15 protein-coding genes are annotated in these 24819 nt (G+C 52.2%); 4 read left to right on the forward strand and 11 right to left on the reverse strand.

Going from position 1 to position 24819, the window contains the following annotated elements; all coding sequences use genetic code 11:
- Window positions 1-2: 2 nt before the first annotated feature.
- The 9 genes from NSU01_RS24875 to NSU01_RS24915 form a co-directional block, all read right to left on the reverse strand.
- Complete coding sequence (locus NSU01_RS24875; protein ID WP_076244691.1) at window positions 3-2297, reverse strand: glycoside hydrolase family 3 N-terminal domain-containing protein; 2295 nt, start codon at window positions 2295-2297, stop codon at window positions 3-5.
- Between the two features lie 33 nt (window positions 2298-2330).
- Entirely contained in the window at window positions 2331-3254 is a 924-nt protein-coding gene (locus NSU01_RS24880; RefSeq protein ID WP_042138935.1) for a carbohydrate ABC transporter permease, read from the reverse strand.
- Between the two features lie 29 nt (window positions 3255-3283).
- Window positions 3284-4210, reverse strand: coding sequence for an ABC transporter permease subunit (locus tag NSU01_RS24885; RefSeq protein ID WP_042138936.1), 927 nt, complete (start codon window positions 4208-4210; stop codon window positions 3284-3286).
- Window positions 4211-4300: 90 nt separating this feature from the next.
- Window positions 4301-5806 (reverse strand): ABC transporter substrate-binding protein, encoded by a 1506-nt coding sequence (locus NSU01_RS24890; RefSeq protein WP_042138937.1) that lies wholly within the window; start codon window positions 5804-5806, stop codon window positions 4301-4303.
- 195 nt (window positions 5807-6001) lie between these two features.
- Window positions 6002-7519 carry a response regulator transcription factor gene (locus tag NSU01_RS24895; protein WP_042138938.1) on the reverse strand — a complete coding sequence of 506 codons (1518 nt, stop codon included), beginning with the start codon at window positions 7517-7519 and terminating at the stop codon, window positions 6002-6004.
- Window positions 7512-9338, reverse strand: a complete 1827-nt coding sequence (locus tag NSU01_RS24900; protein WP_042138939.1) for a sensor histidine kinase — start codon at window positions 9336-9338, stop codon at window positions 7512-7514. The genes NSU01_RS24895 and NSU01_RS24900 overlap by 8 nt, the downstream gene beginning before the upstream one ends.
- A gap of 202 nt (window positions 9339-9540) precedes the next feature.
- Entirely contained in the window at window positions 9541-14580 is a 5040-nt protein-coding gene (locus NSU01_RS24905) for an S-layer homology domain-containing protein (protein ID WP_076244568.1), read from the reverse strand.
- Window positions 14581-15335: 755 nt separating this feature from the next.
- Window positions 15336-16337 carry a glycoside hydrolase family 43 protein gene (locus NSU01_RS24910; protein ID WP_076244566.1) on the reverse strand — a complete coding sequence of 334 codons (1002 nt, stop codon included), beginning with the start codon at window positions 16335-16337 and terminating at the stop codon, window positions 15336-15338.
- Window positions 16334-17854, reverse strand: coding sequence for a glycoside hydrolase family 43 protein (locus NSU01_RS24915; protein ID WP_076244564.1), 1521 nt, complete (start codon window positions 17852-17854; stop codon window positions 16334-16336). The genes NSU01_RS24910 and NSU01_RS24915 overlap by 4 nt, the downstream gene beginning before the upstream one ends.
- A gap of 331 nt (window positions 17855-18185) precedes the next feature.
- On the opposite strand from NSU01_RS24915, the gene NSU01_RS24920 reads away from it, so the two are divergent.
- The 4 genes from NSU01_RS24920 (at window position 18186) to NSU01_RS24935 (ending at window position 22026) form a co-directional block, all read left to right on the forward strand.
- Entirely contained in the window at window positions 18186-19124 is a 939-nt protein-coding gene (locus NSU01_RS24920) for an ATP-binding cassette domain-containing protein (protein WP_076244562.1), read from the forward strand.
- On the forward strand, window positions 19102-19857 hold the full coding sequence (locus NSU01_RS24925; protein ID WP_076244560.1) for an ABC transporter permease: 756 nt from the start codon (window positions 19102-19104) through the stop codon (window positions 19855-19857). The genes NSU01_RS24920 and NSU01_RS24925 overlap by 23 nt, the downstream gene beginning before the upstream one ends.
- Before the next feature lie 402 nt (window positions 19858-20259).
- Window positions 20260-20958, forward strand: coding sequence for a response regulator transcription factor (locus tag NSU01_RS24930; RefSeq protein ID WP_039302528.1), 699 nt, complete (start codon window positions 20260-20262; stop codon window positions 20956-20958).
- Window positions 20959-22026, forward strand: a complete 1068-nt coding sequence (locus tag NSU01_RS24935) for a HAMP domain-containing sensor histidine kinase (protein ID WP_052421985.1) — start codon at window positions 20959-20961, stop codon at window positions 22024-22026. It abuts the gene before it with no gap.
- Window positions 22027-22044: 18 nt separating this feature from the next.
- On the opposite strand, the gene treR is transcribed toward NSU01_RS24935, so the two are convergent.
- Both treR and treP read right to left on the reverse strand, forming a co-directional pair.
- The gene (gene treR / locus NSU01_RS24940) at window positions 22045-22764 is read right to left on the reverse strand and encodes a trehalose operon repressor (protein ID WP_042138944.1); all 720 of its coding nucleotides are present in this window, start codon (window positions 22762-22764) and stop codon (window positions 22045-22047) included.
- Between the two features lie 72 nt (window positions 22765-22836).
- A complete protein-coding gene (treP, locus tag NSU01_RS24945; protein WP_076244558.1) occupies window positions 22837-24819 on the reverse strand; it encodes a PTS system trehalose-specific EIIBC component in 1983 nt (660 codons plus the stop codon).

Genomic DNA, 24819 nt, shown 5'->3' on the forward strand with positions numbered 1-24819 from the left:
CCCTAATCCTCCATGACGGCAAGCTCTATATCGAGCGTATCGTTGACGTTCCTTCCTACTCCGATCCGGAAGCTCCCCGGTTCAACGACCCGCTTGTACTCCGCCCCGATATAGCTCAAGTGTTCTGCACTGAGCCTGAAAGTGACCGTCTGCTTCTCTCCCGGTTCCAGGTAAATCTTCCGGAAGCCCTTCAATTCCTTGGCCGGTCTGGTCACCTTACTGACCCGGTCGGAAATATATAACTGAACGACCTCCGCGCCTCCGCGTAAGCCTGTATTCTCCACTTCCACCGTAACTTCAGCACTTCCGTCCGCCTGGATTTCAGCAGGCTCTACCTGCAGCCCGCTATAGCTGAATTCGGTATAGCTGAGCCCGAAGCCGAAGGGATAACGCGGCTGCGAATCCCCTTCAAGATAACGTACACCCCGTGAACGTTTGCCCAGATAATAGACGGGCAGTTGTCCTACATCCAGCGGGAGCGAGAGGGTCAGCCTGCCGGACGGATTCACATCGCCGAACAGGATGTCCGCAATGGCATGGCCGCCCTCCTGCCCGGGATACCAGGCTTCCAGAATGGCATCCGCCTGCTCATCGATCCAGGGCTCGGCAATAGGACGGCCGTTGATATATACGACTACCACCGGCTTGCCGAGCGTCTTCAGCTCCTTCAGCAGCTCCAGCTGAACGCCGGACAAATGAAGCGACATCCGGTCGATGCCCTCACCGCAATCCATATCGCTAAGCTCATTCTCTGTCACCTTCGAGGCTCCGGTCCGCAGATCAATGCTGCCCTCGCCAAAGTCTCTGGCGCTCGACCCGCCCAGTGCGAGTACAATCGTATCCGCCCAAGCCGCTGCCTGAAGCGCGGATTCGAATCCCTCGGTGGAACCGTCTTTGATCCGGCAGCCGGGCGCATAACGTACCCGCTCCGGCTCAGCGGAGAGCTTGGCCCGTATTCCGGCCAGCACCGTCGCCACCCGGTCACGCGGCTGCGGGGAGGTGTAATCCCCGAGCTGATTATAGCCGGTATCCGCATTGGGTCCGATGACAGCCACTTTTCCTGTGCCCGCAGACAAGGGGAGGATGCCATTATTCTTCAGCAGGACAATTCCTTCTGCCGCAATGCTCCGTGCCAGCTCCGCATGTTCCGGGCTGCCGATCACCTGCTCTGCCCGGTCCGGATCGGCAAACGGCTGTTCGAACAGGCCCAGCCGGAACTTCAGCTCCAGCACACGTGCAGCCGCTTGATCCACCAGCTTCTCATCCAGCCGCCCGGAACGGAGCGCCTCCAGCAGATAGCCTCCGAACATGACGCCGGACATCTCCATATCTATCCCGGCCTGGAGCGCCTGCACAGCCGCGTCTTCCCCGCCGTCCGCTGTATCATGGCCCGAGGCCAGCATGTCGATAGCGCCGCAATCGGTAATGACCATGCCCTTGAAGCCCCATTCGCCGCGCAGGATATCCTCCAGCAGCTCCTGATTGGTTGTGCAAGGCACTCCGTCAATCTCGTTATAGGCTGGCATGATGGATACCGCACCGGCTTCCACCGCTTTGCGGAACGGGTACATATCGACCTCCAGCAGCTCCCGCTTGCCGATATGCGCCGGACCTGCATTCCTGCCGCCTTCCGAGCTGCCGTAAGCGACAAAATGCTTCAGTGTCGCCCCGACACTGGACCCGCTGTCAAGCCGGTCGCCCTGTAGTCCTTCCACAGAAGCTACGGCGAATTCGCCTATGAGATACGGGTCTTCCCCGTAGCATTCCTCGGTCCGGCCCCAGCGCGGATCACGCACCACATCAAGCACAGGCGAATACGTAACTGCACCGCCTTGAGCCCGGGTCTCCAAAGCTACTGCCCGGCACATCTCCCGGTACAGATCGACATTCCAAGTGCTGCCAATCAGCAGGGGAACCGGAAATACCGTCGCCCCGATCGCCATATGCCCATGCGAGCATTCTTCACCGATCAGCAGCGGGATGCCCAGCCTGGAATGCTCCAGCACATAACGCTGGATGGTATTCACCGCTTCGGCTCCGGCCCGCGCCCCAAGTCCGCTCTCCAGGGTGACCCCTGTCCAGGGATCTGCCCGCAGTGTGCCATATAATGCGCCGATGCCGCCTTCGCGGATCTGGCGTTTGAAGTCTTCTGTCAGTTCTATCGTTCCTTCTGTATGATCATAGGTCTGCCACCCGAATAGCTGAACGAGCTGGCCAACCTTCTCTTCCGGCGTCATCAGCCCCAGCAGATGTTCAGTCCGCTCCTTGACGGGCTTCGCAGAGTCTTTATATAACATTTTGGCTCCCACACCCTTTCTCCTGTTGTACTCCTATTCTTTAACGGCACCCACGGTAAGACCCTGGATGAAGTAACGCTGGAAGAACGGATACGCAAAAATAATCGGCCCGGTAGCCAGTACCACCATCGCCATACGCGAGGTATCCTGCGGCATGTTGCGGAGGGCTTCCAGACTTAATGAACTGTTCTGCGAATTCTGCATAATGAACTGCATACTGGTCTCAATCCGCATCAGCATCGACTGCAGCGGCACCAGATTCGGATTATCAATATAGAGCAGGGCATTGAACCAGTCATTCCAGTACCCCAGGGTGCTGAACAGCCCGATCGTAGCGAGGCCCGGCAAGGACAGCGGCAGCACGATTCCCAGGAAGGTGCGGAACTCTCCGGCGCCGTCAATTTTGGCCGACTCAATCAGGGCATCCGGCACGCTGGTAATGTAGAAGGTCCGCAGGATCATAATGTAAAAAGCATTAACGGCCAGCGGCAGCACCAGCGCCCAAATGGTGTCCTTTAGACCCAGCATCTGTGTCACCACAATATAGGTAGGAACCAGCCCGCCGTTAAACAGCATGGTGAAAAACGCAAAAAACGCGAAGAAATTGCGGTATTTGAAGCTTTTACGTGAAATGGCATAGGCATAAAGTGAAATAATGATCAGGCTGACAAGCGTGCCAATGACCGTTACGGCAATGGTTACCCCATAGGAACGGAGCAGCGTGTCCCCTGAGCCAAATACATATTTGTAGGCTTCCAGACTCCATTTGGCCGGGATTAACTGATAGCCGTCCCGCGCAAGCGCCCCTTCGTCAGTGAAGGAGATGAGGACTACGAACAGGAACGGGAAGATACACAGTATGGCAAAGCCTCCGGCAATACAGTTGAAGATGATATTCCACACGGACGACAGCCGGTGAAAATCGCGCGATTTCACAGGATTAGCATTAGCAGACATTTGGATGACCTCACTTTCCTTCTTTTTCCCTAGAATAATGCACTGTCCTTATCGAATTTACGCACGATGTAATTGGAGGTAAGCACCAGAACGAACCCAACCACCGATTGATATAAGCCTGCAGCCGTACTCATTCCAATCTCGCCGGTAGTCTTGAGTCCACGGTACACATACGTATCGATTACGTTGGTCACACTGTAGAGCGTCCCCGAATCTCTCGGCACCTGATAGAACAGCCCGAAGTCGGCATAAAATATCTTCCCTATAGCAAGCAAGGTCATAATGGTGATGATCGGCTTCAGCATCGGCAGCGTAATACCGCGGATCTGCTGGAATTTGCTCGCCCCGTCGATCATGGCCGCTTCATAGAGGGACTTGTCTATACCCATAATTGCGGCGAGATAGACCACGCTGTTATAACCGACGGCCTTCCATAGAAATACGAATATAATAATGAACGGCCAGTATTTCGATTCCGAGTACCAGGAAATATTGCTGCCGAACATTGCGTTGAGCAGCCCCCGCTCCGAGCTAAGGAAGCTGAACGCGAAGTATCCCACAACGACCCAGGACAGAAAGTATGGCAGGAACATGCCTGTTTGATAGAGCTTGGCAAGCTTCTTGTTGGCTATCTCGGACAGCACCACCGCCAGCAGCACTGACAGGATCAAGCCAAGGACAATGAAGGCTATATTGTATAAAAGAGTATTGCGTGTGATCAGATAGGCATCATTGGTGCTGAACAGAAACTTGAAATTATCCCAGCCGACCCATTTGCTGTTGATGATGCTGGCCCAGAAGCCATCCCGGCTGAAGCGATACTCCTTAAATGCAATTACCGTACCCACCATCGGCAGGTAGGAGAAGAATAAAAACCACAGCGTGCCCGGGAGAACCATAAACAGCAGCACTTTATTTTTCAACACATCTTTGGCGGACTTCCCTATTTTCCCCATACTCTTAGTTCCTCCTATGCCGGAAAGTTCTTCCGTTGATACAAAAAGACCAGGCCAAGTCTAATCACCCGCCCGGTCTTGAATTGAATGCTACTTATTGTTCGCTGCTTTCCAGGCGTCGATCTGTGATTGGGCTTCTGCGATGATTTTATCCAGACCGGCGGCTTTTAATTTCTCATTGGCCTTGGTCAGGTACTCTTCCGAATCTACAGATCCGGTCATCAGCGGTGCCCAGAATTCTTCCTTCACGTTCTGAACGGCGGCGATTTCGTTCGTCACCTTGGAAGTATCGAAGTTGAAGCCAAGCAGTGGTGCATTGATACCGGCATCATTGAACTTCTTGAATTCTTCCCATTTGTTCTCAGGGTCGCCTTCATTCAGATAGTTGATCATAATGTTGCCCAGGGAGAACGTCGGCATATCGTAGTTCTTCGCATCCGGGAGATTCTTGATCATGTTGTCGCTGATTTTCTCGTAATGTACGCCCTCGATGCCTGAGTCAATCATGTTGCGCAATACAGGGTCTGTATTCAGCAGGTTCAGGAATTCCATGGCTTTCTCAGGATACTCAGAGTTGGCGGAGATCGCCTGCATGGAGCCCATGACGGACCAGTTGTAGATATAAGGCTGACTGGCTGGTGTCGACACAACCGGATACCCGTAGCTTACTGACCACAGATTGTCGGCCATCGGCTGGGTGGAGGCACGGTCAGTAAACCATTTGCCGGCTTTGTACAAGTCATCCACCGAAGATGTAGTGGCTACTTCAGGAGAGATGTAACCCGCCTGATAGAATTTGCGGACGGTCTTAAGCGCTTCCTTGATTTCAGGAGTCTCAAGGATGTTGATGACCTTGTAGTCCTTGGTGTCCATATATACAGCCATCGGCATCTTCTCGATCACATAGTCAAATGGCATAATCGGCATGAAGTCCTTGACCATAGCGTACGGGGTCACTCCAGGCTCGTTTTCCTTGATGGTTTTGAGCAGCGGCTCCAGATCGGCCATCGTTTTCACGCTGGTCAGATCCAGCTTGTATTTGTCCAGCAGCTCTTTGTTGAAGCGGAAGACTTCTTGAGCCGGAAGCTCTTTATTGGCAGGAATGGCATAGTTATGGCCGTCCACCTTGGAGCCTTCCAGGAACGCCGGATCAATAGTGTCCACAATTCCCTTGCCCTGGTTCTTCAGCAGATCATCGAGCTGCAGGAACGCGCCCTTACGTGCATTCTGCACATAATCGAAGGCCCAGGAAGAGGTGAACAGGATGTCCATAGGCTCGCCCGAAGCAGCCATGACCTGCATTTTTTGCGTATAGTCCCCGAAGTCGAGCATTTTGATATCGAGTGTTGCGTTAATTTTTTCAAGCGTGTATTTATTGACTTCTGTGAGCACCTTATCCATATCCTTCTGCGGTGGCCCGATAGTGTACCAGATCAGCTCTACAGGTTTCTCCGTAGACTCGGCAGCTTTGTTGCCTCCTGAAGCCGCTTCCCCGCCTGCATTGTTCTTACTGTCCCCCCCACATGCGCTAAGCGCCAGTGAAACGGTTAAAAGCGTTGTCAACAACAAGGAGAAGTGTTTCTTTTTCTTACTCATTTGCCGTACCCCCTTTTAATTAGCCGTCCGGAAATCCAGGCCTGCCGGGCCTTCCCGGCTGCAGGTTTCCATGAGCTATACCTTTACTTTATAAGATGAAAGCATTTTCAAATAGAAGAGAAACTATATATATTCAGGTATGAAATAAAGAAATTAACCCCAAAACATAACATATATCTATCAATAAGGAGCTGCTTAGAGCAGCCCCTTGAATTCTGTCGGTGAGATGCCAACGTATTTCTTAAATTGTTTATAAAAATAGCCCATTTCCCAGTAGCCGACACTGCGTGCGATCTCATGTACCTTGTTGTTTGTCGAACGAAGCTGCTCTTTTGCTTTCTCAATCCGGTAACGGTTCAAATATTCTGCAAAGGAATCACCGGTCATTTTGTGAAACAGCTGGCCCAGATACACGGGGTGAATATTAAACATGAAGCCCAGCTTCTTCAGTGACAGATCCTCACTGTAGGATTTCTCAATGTAATTCAGCACCTGGTTCACAACCGGACTCTTCAGCTCACGGTCCAGCAGTTCGATGATGCTTCCGGCCGTCTGCATGACTGCGGCGGACAGACCCGGCAGCGAATTCGCCCTGTGGATCTCGTTCAGCCCCTGCGCAATAAGCTCCCGCTCCATTTCACTGCGGATCTCTTTAATCAGCATGCGGAAATACAGAATCCATTCCAGGGAAATCTCCCGGAGCAGCTCAGGGGTCAACCCTTCCATACATTTCGCAGAGAAATACAATTCGAGCCGCTCGGTCAGCGCCGGAAGATTCTTGGCCATAATTAATTTCGAATACTCGCTCCAGTCCTCCGGCAAAGCGGCTTCAATATCCTCCTTGCGCTCCTTCAGCTGTTCATAATAGATCAGGCTGCGCTCCGGGTAGATCTCCAGAAATTCCTGAGCCTGCTTCGCCTGCTCATAGCTGGCCGGAGCAGCCTGCACCCCGTCCATGACGGCTCCAACCGCAGCGCGCAGCCGCTGGCCGGGAGAGCCCAGGCCGGTGATTTCCTCCAGAATGGAAGCCATCTCTTCCTTCCCTTTGCGTTCGTCCGCGAAATTATGTATGAGCACCAGATCATTGTCCGAGTCCCAGAACATGAAGAACGAAGCGCGGGTACCGAGGAGAGCGGCGGCATTCTTCCGGAAGGCTTCCGTTTCCGGGTCTGCCTGGACCAGAGCAACCTCCACATACCGGCTGCTGATTGACAAGCCCAGGAGATTCAGCCGTTCGGACAGTTCGTCCGGGTCAATCTGCTTCCGCAGCCAGCGGAGCAGCACATTATCCTTCAGTACGGAGTTCGTATACTCCGACCACTCTGTATCCAGCCTGGAGACATTCAGCTTCTCGGCAATCGTCTCCAGCGTGCTCTGGAATTCCTCCAGATTGATCGGCTTGAGCAGATAATTCTCAATCCCGAGAGCCAGGCCTTCTTTGACATACATGAATTCATCATATCCGCTCAGCACAACCACCTTCAGCTCCGGACGGAATTCCTGGACCGCACGGATCAGCTCCAGGCCGGTCATCACGGGCATGGAAATGTCGGTTATGAGAATATCCGCAGGCACCTCCCGCAGCTGCTCCAGCGCCTCCTGCCCGTTCTCGGCTTGTCCCACAATCGTAAGGCCCAGCTGCTCCCAGTCCAATATATCCTGCAGGCCGCTAAGAATGAACGGCTCATCATCGACAATAAACACCTTATACATGATCTGTCTCCTCCTTGACGGGATATGGAAAAGTAATAGTGACCTCGGTTCCGGCCCCCGCTTCACTGGCCAGCTCAACCCCGTACGGCTTGCCGTACATCAGCCTTAACCGCTCATGAATGCTCCGCAGCCCGAACGACTCTGATCCGGACAATTCCCGGTTATCCTCCAGTCCCAGCCGGAGCTGGTTCAGCTTCTCCCCGGCAATCCCCAGGCCGTTGTCCGTGACAACAACCCGTATATTGTTGTGATCATCCGGATGGACCCTGATGCTGATCACGTTGCCGGTTTGTCCGGTGCGCATGCCGTGCAGAATATAATTTTCGATCACGGGCTGAAGGGACATTTTGAGTACAGGAATAGGCTCCAGCTCTTTACTGCATTCAATGGTATAGGAGAACCGGTCCTTGTAACGGATCCGGAACAGCTCCAGGTACATGCGGCAGGCTTCCAGCTCATCCTTGAACGTATACTTCACCTTCGGACGGACATACGATTTGAACAGCACAGACAGGCTGTAGATCATCTCGCCCACATCCTTCGCGCCGCTCGAAATAGCCCGCATCCGTATAACCTCCAGCGTATTATAGAGAAAATGCGGATTCACCCTTGCCTCCAGGGTAGCGATTTCCGTATGCTTCTGCTTGATTTCAGCTTTGTACACCTGATCAATGTACTGGTTCAGTTCATCCAGCATGCTGTTGAAGCTCTTGGCAATCTGGCCCAGTTCATCCTCACGGTTGTCTATAATCCGGGTGTTCAAATCCCCGTTTTTCACTTTGCGGGTGAAGCGGATAATGCGGTGCGTCCGTTTGGCAAAATTCGAAATAAACATCGCCGGCAGCAGCACGGCGAACAGAATACAGACGAGGGCAATCGTAACAATAGTATTGCGTGCGCTGCTATAGGTTTCGGCAAGCTCCTTCTTGGAGATCAGGCTGACCACCGTGTAGCCGGCCTGGCTCTGGGTCAGGCTGGTGACCAGCATTCCGCCCATGGAGATTTCCTCCCCGGAGTTCGCCCCTTGCAGCTGCAAATATTTGCGGCCGTACCCTTGACCCGAAGTGTCAAAGATGACTTCATTCTGGGCAGAGAGCACAAGAATCTCGCCTTTGAAATCCTGCTTATAATTATTCATCGCCTGCCAGATCGATTCGGAATCGAAGTAGACCAGCAGCTGGCCGATATTGAGCAGCGATGACTTATTGGTAATGGGAATCTTCACCGAGAACATAGGGGTTCTCTGCATGCCGATGCTCTTCAGCACCCAAATATTCGGCACGGACACCAGGCTCTCCTCATCCAGAACCATCGAATCCGGGACAAAGGAATGGGCCGCGTTGGTGGATACCCGTTCAAACTGCCTGCGGTTGTCATAATAGTACATCACCTGCTGATTGGCACTGTACAGCATCAGGCTGCGGATATCGGGATCATCGTCGATCTTGTTCTGGAAATACTGTACGGCGTTAGAGGTAGTCTGATCCCCGAGCAGATAGCGGTCCAGCCGGTGCTCGACATATTCGCCGAAGGGATGCTCCAGCAGAAATGTGGTGTTGCTCGCCAGACTCCCGTCCCGGTAGACATCACGCATCATATCCTGGACGGACTGGTATTTGTTCTCCACATAGTTGCTGATGCTCTCCATCGTCTTGCGCTGGATATCCATCTGCCGCTGCACCGCAGAATCCGAGATCAGCATCAGCACCAGATACGAGAAGGCAATAATCGTTGCAATGAAGATACAGGAGACAATAAGGGTGAAGCGCATAAACATATTATCTTTAAAATACTTGCGGTACAGGGAATTACTCCGCATAGTCCACCTCCCTAAAGTTTGTTAGCCTACTCTTCCGTGAAACCACTTCGTACAAACTCACTTCGGAAGCATTGGCTTCAAGTTTGTCAGCCTACGCTTATCATTATGATACACAAGAAGCGCTCCCCCCTAAATACTGTTCAGGGGGTGAGCGCCTTGTTTATGGCTTGAGCCGGCGGTCTTTCCTTACCGCCCGTCAGGCTTATTTCAAATAATTCAGCAGCATCTGCGCAGCTTCTGCCCGGGTGGCGGGAGCTTTGGGCGCGAAGGTTCCGTCAGCCCGCCCTTTCACGAGGCCAAGCGCAGCGGCTTCAGCCACCTGATCCGCTGCCCAGCCGGAGATGTCTCCAGCATCCTTAATAGACAGGCTGCCCGTTGCGGCCGGGATTGAACCCTGCTGCAGCCGGTAAGCGCGCATCAGAATGACGGTCATCTCCTCCCGGCTGATTGCTGCGGCCGGCTGGAAGGACTCCGGCGTACGGCCGGTAATCAGACCGGCCTGAACCATGCCGGAGAGTGCCTGCTGATACCAGGCGCCTGCCGGAACATCACTGAAGGAAGTGGTGCCGCTGCCGCTTAGCTGCAGCGTGCCGGCCATCAGCTGCACGAATTCAGCCCGGGTAATATCCCGGCCCGGCTGATAAGCCTGCTCCGATATCCCCTTGATCAGATGCTTCGCAGACAGCTCACGCAAGGCTTCGAAGGCCCAGTGCGTAACCGGAACATCGTTGAACTGCTTCGTATACTCCAGCAGTGCGTACCTGCCGTTGCCGTCAAGTTCGGCTGTAAGACTGCCGGCCGCAGCAGATCCTCCCAGATAAGTGAGTGTACCGTCACTGCCTACACGGTACAAGCCAAGCAGCTTCGGATTAAGTCCTTCACCAGCCGGCCAGCTTATACTAACAGGAGAAGAGTAACTGCCGGGACGCTTAACGGTTCCATCTGCCAGGGACAGTCTCAGATCATAGTCCAGGAATTGTCCCTTAAGCGATACACCTGCTTCCGTCTTCAGCGAAGCTTGCGCAAGTGTCTTGAATTCTGCTTGCAGCACGATCTTTGCACCGTTACCCTGGGCAGCAGGTACGGCTTCGGCCAGCTGCTTCAGCAGCTCCGGTGCCAGTACCAGCCCGATTCTGTCTCCTTGCACACGCAGGGAATTCGTTCCCAGCAGCTCACCGGCGTTAACCGGAAGCTCAATTGTGACCGCTTGCTGTATCTGCACGGTAACTACACCGTTCACTGCCTGACTGCCCAGCTGTGCGGCTGATATCACTGCAGCTGCAGTCGCAGGCGCCGGTGTTGCAGCCGGTACAGGTGTTGCTGTTGGCAGAGCAGCCACCGGAGGATTGGTTGCCGTCAACGGAGGATTAGTCGGCGTCACCGGCTGACGGTTTACAGTCAGAGTAATAACCTCTGTATCCGCCGCGTCCACATAAGGGCGGCCGCCAACGATGCGGGTATTCTCTACACGCGCCTTATAAACGCCCGTATCAGAAAGTTGAGCCTTGGCAAGGGTCAGGCTGCTGCCAAGAGCATCCTCTATAACCAGATCATCTTTGAACCAGCTGTAGCCCAGTTCACCATATACGGAATCGGCGACAACTGTAAAGGTCACATCGTTACCTTCCATTACCGATTGGCTTGTCGCCGTAAATGAAGCAATCGCCGGAGCTTCATGCTGCGGATAGACCTTCAGTGCCAGTGGTGAGCCAACAATACGCACCGGGTCTGTGGCCTCTTTGCCGGTCAGCACAACACGATAATTCGTTCCATCCTCTTCGAATAATGGATTGAACCGGTATACCGCGCCGGTAACGTTCGGAACCGTCTGCCATTCCTCATCGGCAGCACGCTTCCTTTCCCACTCAATCGAGGCAATATCTCCTGATGTATCGACGGCAAGCGCGATCGGCTCCCCGGCAACCGTCTCAAGTACCGATGGCAAGTCCATCACAAAGGCCGGGGTCATCCATTGGATTTCCGCCGGAAAGACCTGCAGGTTATATTCCTTCTCTGCGGTTAAGCCGCCTTCGCCGGTCACAATGACCTTATAGCGGTAACCGCTCATATCTTCTGTCAGATCTGTAAGTGTCAGCGTATCGCCAGCGGCAATAACTTCACCGTATCCTTCTCCCTGATCGGCATACCAGGCATAGACTAATGTGCCGGAACCTTTACCTACAGCGCGAAGCACACCATCCTGTCCTGCCCGGAACGAGCCTTCACTGACCACCTGTACATCCGGCGGCAGCGCGGTCCATTTCGCCTGCAGCGTAAGCGGACCATTCACCGTGTCAGAGGCAAAGTGCCATCTCGCATTACCGTTATACCAGCCTTCCAGCACATAACCTTCTCTCGCTACATTCGGTGCAGTCACAAGCGCGCCGTTCATAACCTGAACAACCTTCGCTTTCGGCTGGCCGCCGTTACTGTTAAAGGTTACATTGTACCGCTTATCCAGCTGCAGCGGCTGGGATTTGTTCCCGCTGTAATCCTCCATCACCACTGTTACTGCTTTGGTCGACGTAAAGCTAAGGCTTGCCTTCGTGGTGCGGCCGCGGATAATCATCGGCTTTTGCGCTGCTGCCCCTGATAAATAGGTTACCGCAAAAGACTTAGGAACTCCGTCTTCATAGACGTACATGTACCTCCAGTCCCGTGTGTTCGGCATTGGCAGGCTCAGCGTATTTCCATTCCAGGACCATGCTTCGGCATAAGGCTCCGACAGCTTGTCAATGAACGTACCATTATAGGTTACAATATCCGAGTTGCCTGCCTGGATGGTTACAGTGAACTCGTCCCCATTAATTGGCATATCGCTGAACAATGCCGAGGTTGTCCCTTGCGGCACGATCAATTGTCTGGAGACAGGCTCTGCGGTTGTAATCCAGTTTACCGATCTCACCGTCACCTTAACGTTCCCGGCAGCGTCTGAACCGGACCACTTGACCAGGAGATCGCCGTTCTCGCTTGATTCGGCTTCAATACCCGATACCGCCGAGTCCAAATTAAAGGACACTGTAGCCGCTTCCCCTTCTACTCCGTCCGCTCCTACAGGAATGACTTTAATTATACCGGATTTGGCTGGCAGCTGTTTGATGTAGAACGTTTCGTCATATTTGCCGCCCATAAAGATGTCGTTCACATATACATTGTATTGCTTCACCTGGGAATAATCGCTGTTCAGATCCCACTTCAGAATCATTTCATTCGTATTCGGCAAGGCCTGCGTAACCACCAGACGGGTTGGCGCGGCCGGCTTCACGGCTGAACCGTCAGAGATGCGGATTTGGCCGATGTTTACCTGATAACCTGGGATTGTGCTTGCACCCGGTGTAAATACCAGGCCAAAGGCCGCGATTTCTTTACCTGCGTAAGCCCCCAGATCTAGCTCTGCCGTTGCCCAGCCCATGGTTTGTTTGCCGCTGTTCTCCACAGGTACCTTGACTACCTTGGACGGATTGTCCTTGAAGATCAGGCCTGCACTCAAGACAGAAGCATCGTCGGCTGAAGTCTTGTTATAAGCAATCGACAGCTGGGACGTTGCCTGTACGGACAGGTCGCTCTTGTATAAGCGGAGGAAATTCTCCTTGTCCAGCGCCCCGTTCACAACCAGTGAACTGCCTCCGTTGAAGCCGCCGATCTGCTTATAGCTCATGCGTGAATTGTCTGTCATTGTATATTCCGGACCGTAGTCGTAATCAACCGTCAAGCGGTTGCCCAGGGTATCCTGCCACCATTGCCACGTTACAGGAATATCCTGAAGGCTCATGTTGGACCATTCTTCCTTATTTGACTTTTCCCCGTTAACATAATAGGAAATACCATGCCCGGTATTGAAATTCGTATAGAAGTTGGAATTCTGAACCACGGAGCGTTCCGCAATGACCGAAGAAATTCCCGGCCAGTAGCGGTTATCCGCATAGACATCCGCCACCGTATTCGCGGGCGAAACGGTTGTATTGCCGGGGTTCACATTCGGACCTGACCACCAGAGCTGCTCCCGCAGATGGGTCATCCACTGGTAATCATTGTCGGTGCGTTTGGAGACAGGCCACGCTTGTCCCATATCCTCGTCAAGACCGGCATGGACGAAATCAGCTCCGAGCGTAGCGATGCTTAAACGCGGAGCTCCGCCTGCTGTCAACTTGTCTTTCAGAGCTGTTCCCTGTACGCTCTTGAAACGGTCACGGCCTGCTTCAAGTCCGGCAAAGCCAATATCAAACAGATTGTAATTTGTCCCTTCATCCTCATTCATTCCAGCCAAATAGCCTATAGCTGTATTAATATGGGTACTATTCACTCCGTAATCGAAGAAAAAGGAGTTTGAGACCGGCTCTTTTGCCGTTTTATCATACAGCATCGAAATATTGTTATTACTAAAGGTTCTTGTAAAGGTATTGGAACCGTTGTTCGTAGTTAATGAATCGTACCACTGGACATATAACCCGCCTTGTTGCAGCACCTTCATGAAAGCAATGTAATCGGGAATATCGGCTGTAGCAACATTCGGGCTCACCTCTTCCTGATTAAGGAAATAGCCGTCGAAGCCGAAGTAATTTGCCATTTCAATCATTTTCCTGGCGACCGGGAAGTCACCGTTCTCATCCTTCACAATCATTTGTTTGTAGGTTTGCTGTCCGCGGTCATTGTTGGAGAAAAACACACCGGCCAGCGACATGACACCATTCTTATGCGCGGCATCCGTATAGGTTGGATTCGGAATATTAAGCATGCCGAACTCAAACCACTTCTGCTGCCAGTCGGACTGGGCCAGATCATCGTAATATTCCGGCGGCGTATATGCCGTTGCAGTACCATGCCAATACGAATAATAATCAACATACTGCCAGAAATTGAAGTGATATTGGGCAAACTTGTTGGTATAAGGAGCATTTTCAATGAAGGCATTTCCATAATCGCCTGCGACATTCATCATCTTGACACCCGGACTCAGCTTAGGATTAGCCTGTGTAGCCGTGAAAGATGAAATCCGCTTCTGTAAAGGCACGCGGGAACGAAGCAGCTCCGCATCCGGATCGGTCTCAGGACTCCAACCCGCGATTTGATTGCTGGTGTAGCCATGTATACTCGGCTGGTTAGCTCCATGCGCGCTGTCCCCTTTGAACGGCCAGGTATCTCCGGCCAGAGCGGTCTGCGGCAGCAACCCTGCCAGTAGCGCCGCACTTAATACGGTTGAAGTCAGTCTGCGAAGTTTGCGTGTTTGGGTATGAGATATCATTGTCCACTCTCCTCATGTAATGGGGATGATCTTCGATACTGCTAGTTCAAACGGTGTATTATTGGAAACGCATTCATGAAAATTCCTGCTGTACCCCCCTTTTATTCTTTGTCCAAATTTAATATATAGCAGGAGCTGCCGGTCCAAGTAGAAGCGAAATTAAAGATACACTGGCCAAATTAAAGGAAAGTCTGCAACAGCCCATAACCAAATAGAGCATAGCTCCAATAGTCCTGAGACATGCTCTGTTTAAGTTGACGGTACATCTTACTTTTTTACTGTCAAGATTCCCTTCGGGCAGAAGCAGGAGCAGCTTATTTTATAAAATCCTGCACCAAATACAACATTTCCCTCACTATCCCGGCACAAATCCGAAATTGTTGTACAAAAGGCATCATTTCACTGCCTCCAGACGGTTTAGCAGGATAATTGCTGTATTTCGTACAACAATCCTGCCAAACACGCGGATTTTCAGCTATCGAAGTTGTACTACGTACAACATTAACGCGAATACGATGTGAACTTAAGAACCTCAGCGCTGCCGGCACGAATCCGCTGTAAGAAATCAGTAGAGCCTCCTTATCTCGATCACGTGAATCGGCAGCTTGTCCGGGCTTATTCTAACGTGCTAACGTGCGGTTCACATTGCCGGATTATTCAGTCTACATACAGCAAAAAAGCAGCCTCCGCGGGGAAGCTGCCGTTTGTTCTGCTGTCATACAGTCTGCTGTACTGGAAGCTGCTGAGCCTGCGGATTACTCCGCTGATTCAGCAGAAGCCGGGTATGGATCAATCTTCTGAATTGTTCCGTCTTCATTATACTTAAGCTCGGTATATTTCACGCTGCGCTTATGGTTCACGCCGCCTGATAATGAGCTGTCGTGATAGAACAGATACCACTTGTCCCCGAATTGAACGATGGAGTGATGGGTGGTCCAGCCAATGACCGGTGAGAGAATTTCTCCCTTGAAGCTAAAGGGACCCTGCGGATTCCGGCTGACGGCATACACCAGCGTGTGCTGTGTTCCTGTCGAGTAAGAGAGATAGTAATAATTATTGTACTTGTGGACCCAGGGTCCTTCGAAGTATCTCCGCTGCTCATCACCGGCAAGAATCGGGTTGCCCTCTTCATCTACAATCGAGATCTCAGCAGGCTGCTCCTGAAAAGACAGCATATCCTCGCTCAGCAGAGCCACTCGCGGTCCAATCGCCGGCGCATCCAGAGCAGGCCCTTCCGCATCCGCCACGAATGTGCCAGTCTGCCATTTCTCCAGCTGCCCTCCCCAAAGACCGCCGAAATAGATATAAGCCTGGTTATCGTCATCCACCAATACAGCCGGATCAATACTATAGCTGCCAGCGATGTAATCGGGCTGCGGGTCAAACGGGCCTGCCGGTGAAGCAGAGGTTGCCACACCAATCCGGAATATTCCGTCGTGATCACGGGCCGGGAAGAACAGATAATGGGTATTATTCTTATAGGCTGCATCCGGAGCCCAGAGCTGCTTGGAGGCCCAGGGGATCTGATCCAGATGGAGCGCCTGGCCATGATCCACTACCGGTGATTCAAAGTTATCCAGTGACAGAATATGATAGTCTTCCATTGCATACTGGTCCCCGTTATCATTATCCGGTCCATCGTGATCCAGGTCATGGGAAGGATAAATGTAGATTTTCCCTTCATAGACATGGGCGGACGGGTCCGCAGTATAGATGTGGGTAACGAGCGGTTCATTAGGTTTCGGCAAATGTGTCATAAGACATCTCCTTTTGTATTTGTGTAATAGAATTCTGCAAAATAACCCGGAGCCGCAGCATCCGCACCCTCTCCCGAGGCGTGAAGTCCCAGGCAGACACCGGTGAATCCGCCGTTCACCTCAGGTGACAGGACGGATACATGTACCTTCTGCTCTGCGTCATGCCAGGAGATGCCATCCTCAGAATACGAGCAGGTATAGACCTCTCCGTCCGAACGGAGGCGGAGCCGTACCTCTCCGGTGCTCCCCGCCGGGTAATGATATATCTGCTTCTGGTCCCCGTCCTTGACGGTAAGCTCCATAACCCGTCTGCCACTCCGGCTGGCGAGTCCCCAGAAGATGTATCCCCGGTTGTTCAGGCGGGCGGCCAGTCCGGCATACTCTCCATCCTTCGCGGGATCAAAATCCAGACTTACGCCTATCTCCATCCGGTGATGCTTCTGGCGGATACAGGCCAACACTGCCGGCGCCTCATCATCCAGCGTGTAGGCATTCCCCCGGACGGCAAGCTTGCCATCGCGCTCTGTCCAGGAATACCGTTCCTGCTCGTAGCAGCGCAGAAAAGCCCATTCCGGGCCGAAGCCTCCGCTCAGCTCCATACGCTGAGTAACGTCATCCGGACTGGAATCTTCAGCGGAGACAACGGTTCCTTCATTGTTGTCAATCAATGGCCAGCCTTCTTCCGTCCAGGTAACCGGAGCCAGGAAGGTCTCTCTGCCCAGCGGAGAGTATTTGCCGTCCACCGGACGCATGCCCAGAAAGACGGCCCACCACTTCCCGGACGTATCCTCTACCAGATCCGCATGGCCCAGGCATTGAACCGGATGCTCCTTCAGCCCGCGGTGGGTCAGTATAGGTTCAGGCTTATTCTCAAACGGCCCGTAAGGGTTGCTGCTGCGGGCAATGATCTCCCGGTGATCCCGGGCGGTGCCGCCCGATGCCGTCATCAGGTAGTAGACGCCTTTGATTTTATACAGATGCGGCCCTTCTACCCATGGACCCTCATCCCCCCGCCAGATCTCCACAGGCTCAGACAGCACTTCACCGGACTCCGGATGAATCTCGTACTGGATAATATGGGATTCATAGCCGGCTCCATTCTGCACAGTCACGTAAGCGCGCCCATCCTCATCGAAGAACAGGGACGGATCAATCCCCCCATAAGGCAGCAGGACCGGCTCTGACCAGGGACCTTCCGGCTTGTCCGCTGTCACGAAGAAATTACCGATTCCCCTCACATCCGTAGTAATCATATAAAAGCGGCCTGCATGATGGCGTATCGTAGCGGCATATATACCGTCAGAGCTGCCGCTTGTCCGCAGGTCCACCTGGGACTTCCGGGTCAATACATGTCCTATCGGCGTCCAGTGAATCAGATCCTTGCTATGGAAGATAGGGACGCCGGGAAAATACTCAAAAGAGCTGTTAATCAAATAGTAATCATCATTTACGCGGACTACACTTGGATCTGGATAGTAGCCGGAGATCACGGGGTTCCTGACATTTGTTGAGTGCATAATAGCCTCCCTGAAATTGCGCGCAAGCGTTTACAATCCTCAGTACCATTCTACAAGCCGATATTATTTTTTCCCATACGCAGAATAAAGGACTTACCCCGAAAATTATGAGAATTGCCATCCTACTGAAATTGTAATTTAAACAAAGAGCCGCTGCTCGCCATTTTACTTGAAGGATTGGTCATTTTTTGCGGAATGTTTATCAAATGTTAATGAAATCTTTATGGCCTGTTCAGATTAGACGGGGTGAACGTTTATAACGGGCCGCTAGAATGAGAGAAAGCCGGCAGACACTTTAAGTACATAGAAATCTAATGAGGTGGGAGAACGCATGAGCGAATATGTGCTACAGGCACACCAATTATCCAAGCATTACAAGCATCACCCTGCACTGGACCGTGTCGACCTGTCGATACGCCGGGGCAGCATCTATGGGTTCATAGGCCAGAACGGCGCCGGGAAATCAACTCTTATGCGGATAGCGGCAGGACTGTCCAGGCCAACCTCAGGCCAAATCGAATTATTCGGATATAAGGAAGGCGCACAGCTTGTACAGGCGAGAAAAAGGATTGGCACGACTATTGAGACACCCGCCCTTTTCCCTCATCTATCAGCCGCAGAGAACCTGGAGGTATTCCGGCTGCAAAAGGGTATCCGTGACAAAACGCAGATCCGCCAAACCTTAGCACTGGTAGGACTGGAGCAGGCCGGCAGCAAAATCGCTGCCAACTTCTCATTGGGTATGAAGCAGCGGCTGGGTCTGGCGGTTTCACTGCTCGGCAACCCTGAGCTGCTTATTCTTGACGAACCTACCAACGGACTCGATCCTGTGGGGGTTGTTGAATTAAGAGAATTATTGCTTCATTTAAATAGGGACAAGGGCATCAGCATTCTGATTTCCAGCCATATTCTGAGTGAGCTGCATTTGCTGGCAACGGATTACGGGATTATTCACAACGGGCGAATGCTGGAGCAATTGTCTGTAAGCGAGCTTCAGGCCAAGTGCAGGCAATACCTGCACATCAAGGTAGACTCACCAGAGAAGGCCATAGGAATTATACAAGAAGAATGGCAGACAACGGAATATGAATTAGATGCTGACGGTATCATCCGCTTGTATGAACCGTTCGGCCCTCCCGGCGCGCTCTCGGCTAAGCTGTTTGCAGCAGGTCTGGAAGTCCAGCAGCTCATGCCGAAGGGCGAAAAGCTGGAACGGTATTATACCAAGCTGATTGGAGGGGCGGCAAATGGCAAATCTGTTACGGTCTGAGCTGTACAAATTGTACAAAGAGCCCTCGTTCCGGATTCTCTGTTTCACTTTTATCTTCGTGGCGGTCATCTTATCCGGAGTTATCCATTTTATGGGCTCAGATCAGAAGGTTTTCAGCGGGATATCCGGGCTCGGCCAAGGTGTACAAGTGAATATGCTTTTGCTTAAAATCTCTTTAGCCGTAGTGGGAGGCTTCTTCCTCTCAGGTGAGCATGGCCTTGGGATTATGAAAATCTCGGTTGCTTCGGGGTACAGCCGCAGACAGATTTATACTGCCAAGCTGACGGCCTATTCTATCGGAATCGTCATTTTGTCCTTAATCGTCCCTGTCATATGTGTGATAGCCGGCAGTTTGCTGAATGGCTTCGGCAACCTCCCGGAAATTCCTGCCGCCCTATATTTATTTCGTACACTTGCCTTCACGATACTATATGCAGCTGCCTTTGCCTCCATGGTTGCCGTGTTCGCTGTCACAACAACAATAAGCGGCGTAACGATTGGCGCGGTGCTGCTGGTAATGCTATTCTTCGACACCCTCTCAGAGTGGCTGAGCGGCAAATGGGCTGTGTACAGGGAATTTTATGAGCATTCCGTATTTAAGCTTGTGATGGATATCGCCACCCCAACGCAGACAACGTATGAGCTTACTCTCTTAATTTCGATTCCCATTGCAACCATTCTCGTATTTGCCTGGTTGGGAATCATGAGCTTCCGGAACATGGAAATTAAATAATCAATAAATCAAATCCAAGGAGTCCTGACTATGAAAAAACGTATTCTCTATCTGTTGATCATTGTTGCTGGCGCAGTATTGATTTTATTCTCCATGATCGGTTTTGAAACGTCCTGATTTACGGAAATATCCAAATCATATATGATGGTCACTATATAAGATGCACTAAAGATATAAACAAAAAGCGAAAGAAGCGGAGGGGAAATTTGGAACTGTAGGAGCGGTAGCGACCGCCTTTGTCAACGGATTTCAACCGCGAACAGCGGATTAGATCAAGAAATCTGGTGACAACAGCGGCCGGAAGTCCAAATGTTCACCGCAGTGACGACTAAGCTTCAAGTTCAAACCTTAAGTACGTCTTATATAGAACTATATCCTACAAAAAACGGGTGTGTCCTTACTATGGCAAGTGAACGAATTATGATTGTCGAAGATGAGCTGGAGATCGCCGAGCTGATCAAGGATTATTTGGAGATCGAGCGGTATGAGGTGATCATCTGCCCTGACGGTGAAGAAGCGCTCCGGGCTTTCGGACAGTTTCATCCGCAGCTGGTAGTCCTTGATATTATGCTGCCGCTGCTTGATGGAATGGAGGTATGCCGCAGGATACGTACGGAGTCCGATGTTCCCATCATTATGCTCAGCGCAAAAAAACGGGATTCCGACAAAATCCTGGGGCTAGGTCTGGGAGCGGATGATTATGTGGTAAAGCCCTTCAGTCCAGGTGAAATTGTGGCCAGGGTTAAGGCTCAGCTGAGGCGTTTCAACGGATTAACCTTACCTTCAAAACAACAAAGTACAGTCGTATATCCCGGCCTGGAGCTTGATCTCAAAGCCTATGAGGTCCGGGTACGCAAGGAGACCGTTCATTTCTCAGCGCGGGAATTCGAGGTACTCCGCTTCCTCGCGATCCATCCCAATCAGGTGTTTACCCGTGAACAGATCTTCGGGAGTGCCTGGGGAATACACGAATACGGGGATCTGAATACGGTAACAGTGCATGTCAAAAAGATACGGGAAAAAATCGAATTAGATCCGGCCAATCCCCGGTACATTCTTACCGTTCGGGGTATAGGCTATAAATTTTACGGGGGGAACTAAATGAAGAAGCCGGGCCTCCGCTTTACGATGGTTACTTCGATGGTTATCATTATCCTGCTTCCGCTGCTTCTCGTTTGCTCTGTAGCAGTCGGCACCGGAAGCAATACCAGCTCATCCGCAGATAAATTTTATAATGAAATGATTCCTGTGGTCCTATTGGTGCTCCCGCTGATCTGCTGTACAATTTGGATGACCCGAACGATAACCCGCAAAATTCTGCTGCCTCTCCGGGAGCTTACACTCGCGGCTGAACAGATTGTGCAGGGCAACATGGATTGCCCGATCACATACCGGGCCAATGACGAAATGGGCAGGTTCAGCACTGTGTTCGAGCTAATGAGAACCCGTCTGCTGGAATCCAAGGTGAACCAGGACGCTTATGAACAAGCACGCAATGAACTCATAGCGAGCATCTCTCATGATCTCCGGACCCCTCTTTCCTCCATCAGGGGATATGTGGAAGGTCTGCAGGATGGCGTCGCACAGGATAAGGTCAAATTCGAGCGTTATTTATCGATCATCCGGGACAAGACAGACAAGCTAAACGATCTGATTGAGGATTTGTTCCGTTTCTCGGAGCTGGAGTCGGGGCAGCTGCAAATGAACTACGAAGAGATCGAATGCGATCTTCTGCTGGAGTCCATCGTGCGGCCGCTGGAATATGAATTTACTGAAGCCAGGGCCAGATTAACTGTGGTCCGTCCCTTTCCGGCTGGAAGGGTGCGGGCAGACGCGGTCCGCCTCACGCAGGTATTTAACAACTTAGTCGGCAATGCCATCAAATACGCTGGTGAAGAGGCACATATAACTATAGCCGCTTCCCATACCGGGAAGCGGCTGAAGGTTAGTGTGAGTGATAACGGTACAGAAATCGCACCCGAGCACTTGCCCCATCTCTTTGAGCGGTTCTACCGCGGGGATAAATCACGCTCCAGCCAATGGGGGGGAGCCGGCCTGGGGCTTGCCATCTGCAAATACATTATTGAAGCACATGGCGGGGACATCGGAGTTCACACCTTGCCGGGGGACGGCAATGTGTTTTTCTTTACGTTGCCGTTAATTACCTAGGCGCTCGTTTCAGACATATTACCGCCGCACCCGTCTGGCAAAATCCACGAACTGAAACTTATCCAGCCGGTGTCTGGATTCGGTATATTGGAACAGCACCGTATTCTCCAGATACACATAGTTCCGCACTACGACAATATGCGTATATTTCTTCAGATCAAGCAGGCGGTGATCCTCCTCCGTTGCAGGCTCAACGGATATCAGCTTCTTCGCATAACTGATTTTCAGCCCCAGCTCCACTTCCAGATATTCATAGATAGAGCCTGCCGCGATCTCTGCGCTTAAGAACGGCACAATATCCGCCCGGAAATAATCCTTGTCCAGAATGATCCGTTCTTCTTCAATCTCTCTGGCGCGGATCACCTTCCATACCGGGGTATCCTCCGGAACCTGCAGCTGTCTGGCCAGCGCAGAGCCGGCCGGCTCCATCACCGTTTCCTCTACCAGTGTCCGTGAGGGAGCACCGAGAGTACCTGCCATTTCCTTGAACGAGATCAGGCCGGTAACGGGAAAATCCATCCGGGTCATATCCAGCACAAACGAGCCTCTGCCTTTGATTTTGTGAATATAACCCTCACGAAACAGCAGATTCAGCGCTTTGCGCACCGTTTCCCGCGAAGTGCAGTACGCCTCGGCCAGCTCACTTTCAGAAGGCAGCTTGGTCCCCGGCAGCAGCTGGCCGGAATGGATCTGGCTACTGTATTCTTTATAGATTTGCAAATATATATTTTCTCTCATTATAGATCACCGCCCTATATTGTATCACGCCGTGGCTCTGGACGCATGGATTCAATTCGGGGGCGGGCCGGATCAACCCTTAAGATGAATAGTCAAAATACTGGTCTGCTTTGCCGCCACTGGTCCCGTCTTCTCCTCAATCTTCTCCACCATCTCCTGCCCCGCAGGAATGATGATTGGGGTAATCACCGGGTAACCGGCTGCACGGATAGCATCCATATCGAATTCCAGCAGAAGATCGCCGGCTTTCACCTTATCGCCAATATTCTTAAGCTGGGTGAACCCGCTGCCCTTGAGCGACACCGTATTTATCCCTACGTGAATAAGTACCTGCACGCCGCTGGCATGCTCCAGAATAAGCGCATGTTTGCTCTTGATTACATGGGCGACTGTCGCATCAAACGGTGCATATACTTTCCCTTCGGAGGGTTCAATTGCAACCCCCTGACCCATCTGCCCCTCGGCAAAAGCAGGATCGGGTACCTGCGCAAGCGGTACTGCCGTACCGCTGAGCGGTGCAGCCAGCTCCAGTATGTTCACCGGCTCCTGTGAGCCTTGAACGGACTGGCGGCTGCTGAGTTCATCTTGTACGGCCGGAGGGCTGACCGTTGTTGTTCCGCCTGCGGCTACAACTGAACTCTTCTCGGCACGGCTGACGACAGCACGGCCATACAGCACAGTAGCCACAAACGGCACGATCAGGACAATCGCCATACCCACGAAGAATACGCCCCACTGGTTCGGGAAGATGGACAGGAAGCCGGGAACCCCGCCAACGCCAATGGAAGAAGCGCGGACCTGGTTAATCGTGAGCAGAACACCGCCCAGTGCAGAGCCGATCATCCCGAAGATGAACGGATAACGGTAGCGGATATTGACCCCAAAGATCGCCGGTTCGGTGACTCCGAGGAAGGCAGAGATTGAAGAGGTCACCGCAAGTCCCTTCGTCTTCTGTTCTTTGATGACGAACATCATCGCCAGTGCCGCAGCCCCCTGTGCAATGTTGGAGAGAGCGAGCATCGGCCAGAGGAACGTGCCTCCTTCACTGCCGATAAGCTGAACGTCAACCGCCAGGAAGGTATGATGCATCCCTGTGATGACCAATAGCGCGTAGAATCCGCCATAGATTAAGCCGCCTAGAATCGCGAAATGATCGAACACATAGACCAGTCCGGAAGTGATCGCATTGGCAATGCCGAAGGTAACCGGTCCGATGATTGTGAACGCCAGGAAACCTGTAATCAGCAGAGTCACTGGCGCAACAACCAGCAGTTTAATCGAGTCATGTACCCTCTTGTTCAGGAACTTCTCAATACCGGCCAGAATATAGGCCGAGACCAGCACCGGCAATACCTGTCCCTGATAACCGATTTTCTCCAGATGCCAGCCAAACAAATTCCAGGTTGGAACCGTTCCTTCCGTAGAAGCACTGGCATAACCGTAGGCACTTAATAAATCCGGATGAACGAGAATAAGTCCGAGCACAATCCCGAGCAGCGGACTGCCGCCGAACCGGGTCACTGCCGCCCAGCCGATCAGGGCCGGTAAGAACGTGAAGGCTGTGCTGGCAATCGTATTGATAATCGCCGCAATATCTTTCCACTGCGGATAGACATCGACCAGCGACTGGCTGAAGAAGATACCCGGTCCAGTAAGTATATTATTGATCCCGAGCAGCAAACCTGCGGTTACAATGGCCGGAAGGATCGGAATAAAGATATCGGCCAGCGTCTTAATCGCCCGCTGCAGAGGATTCTGCTTACGGGCTGCTGCCGATTTCACCTCATCCTTGGAAGAACGGGCACCGCCGGTCAGCTGAATCATTTCGTCATACACTTTATCAACGGTTCCCGGACCAATTACGATCTGGAACTGGCCCTGGCTGGAAAATTGTCCTTTGACAAGGTCATTGGCGTCCAGCGCTGCTGAATCGACCTTGCTCTCGTCATAGAGCGAGAATCTTAGCCGGGTTACGCAATGCGTCGCGACCTCAATATTCTCCTTGCCCCCAACCGCCCGTACAATATCCTCTACATTCTTGCGGTCAATAGCCAT

Source organism: Paenibacillus sp. FSL H8-0259 (genome assembly GCF_037963255.1).
Lineage (GTDB): Bacteria > Bacillota > Bacilli > Paenibacillales > Paenibacillaceae > Paenibacillus_AQ > Paenibacillus_AQ phytohabitans.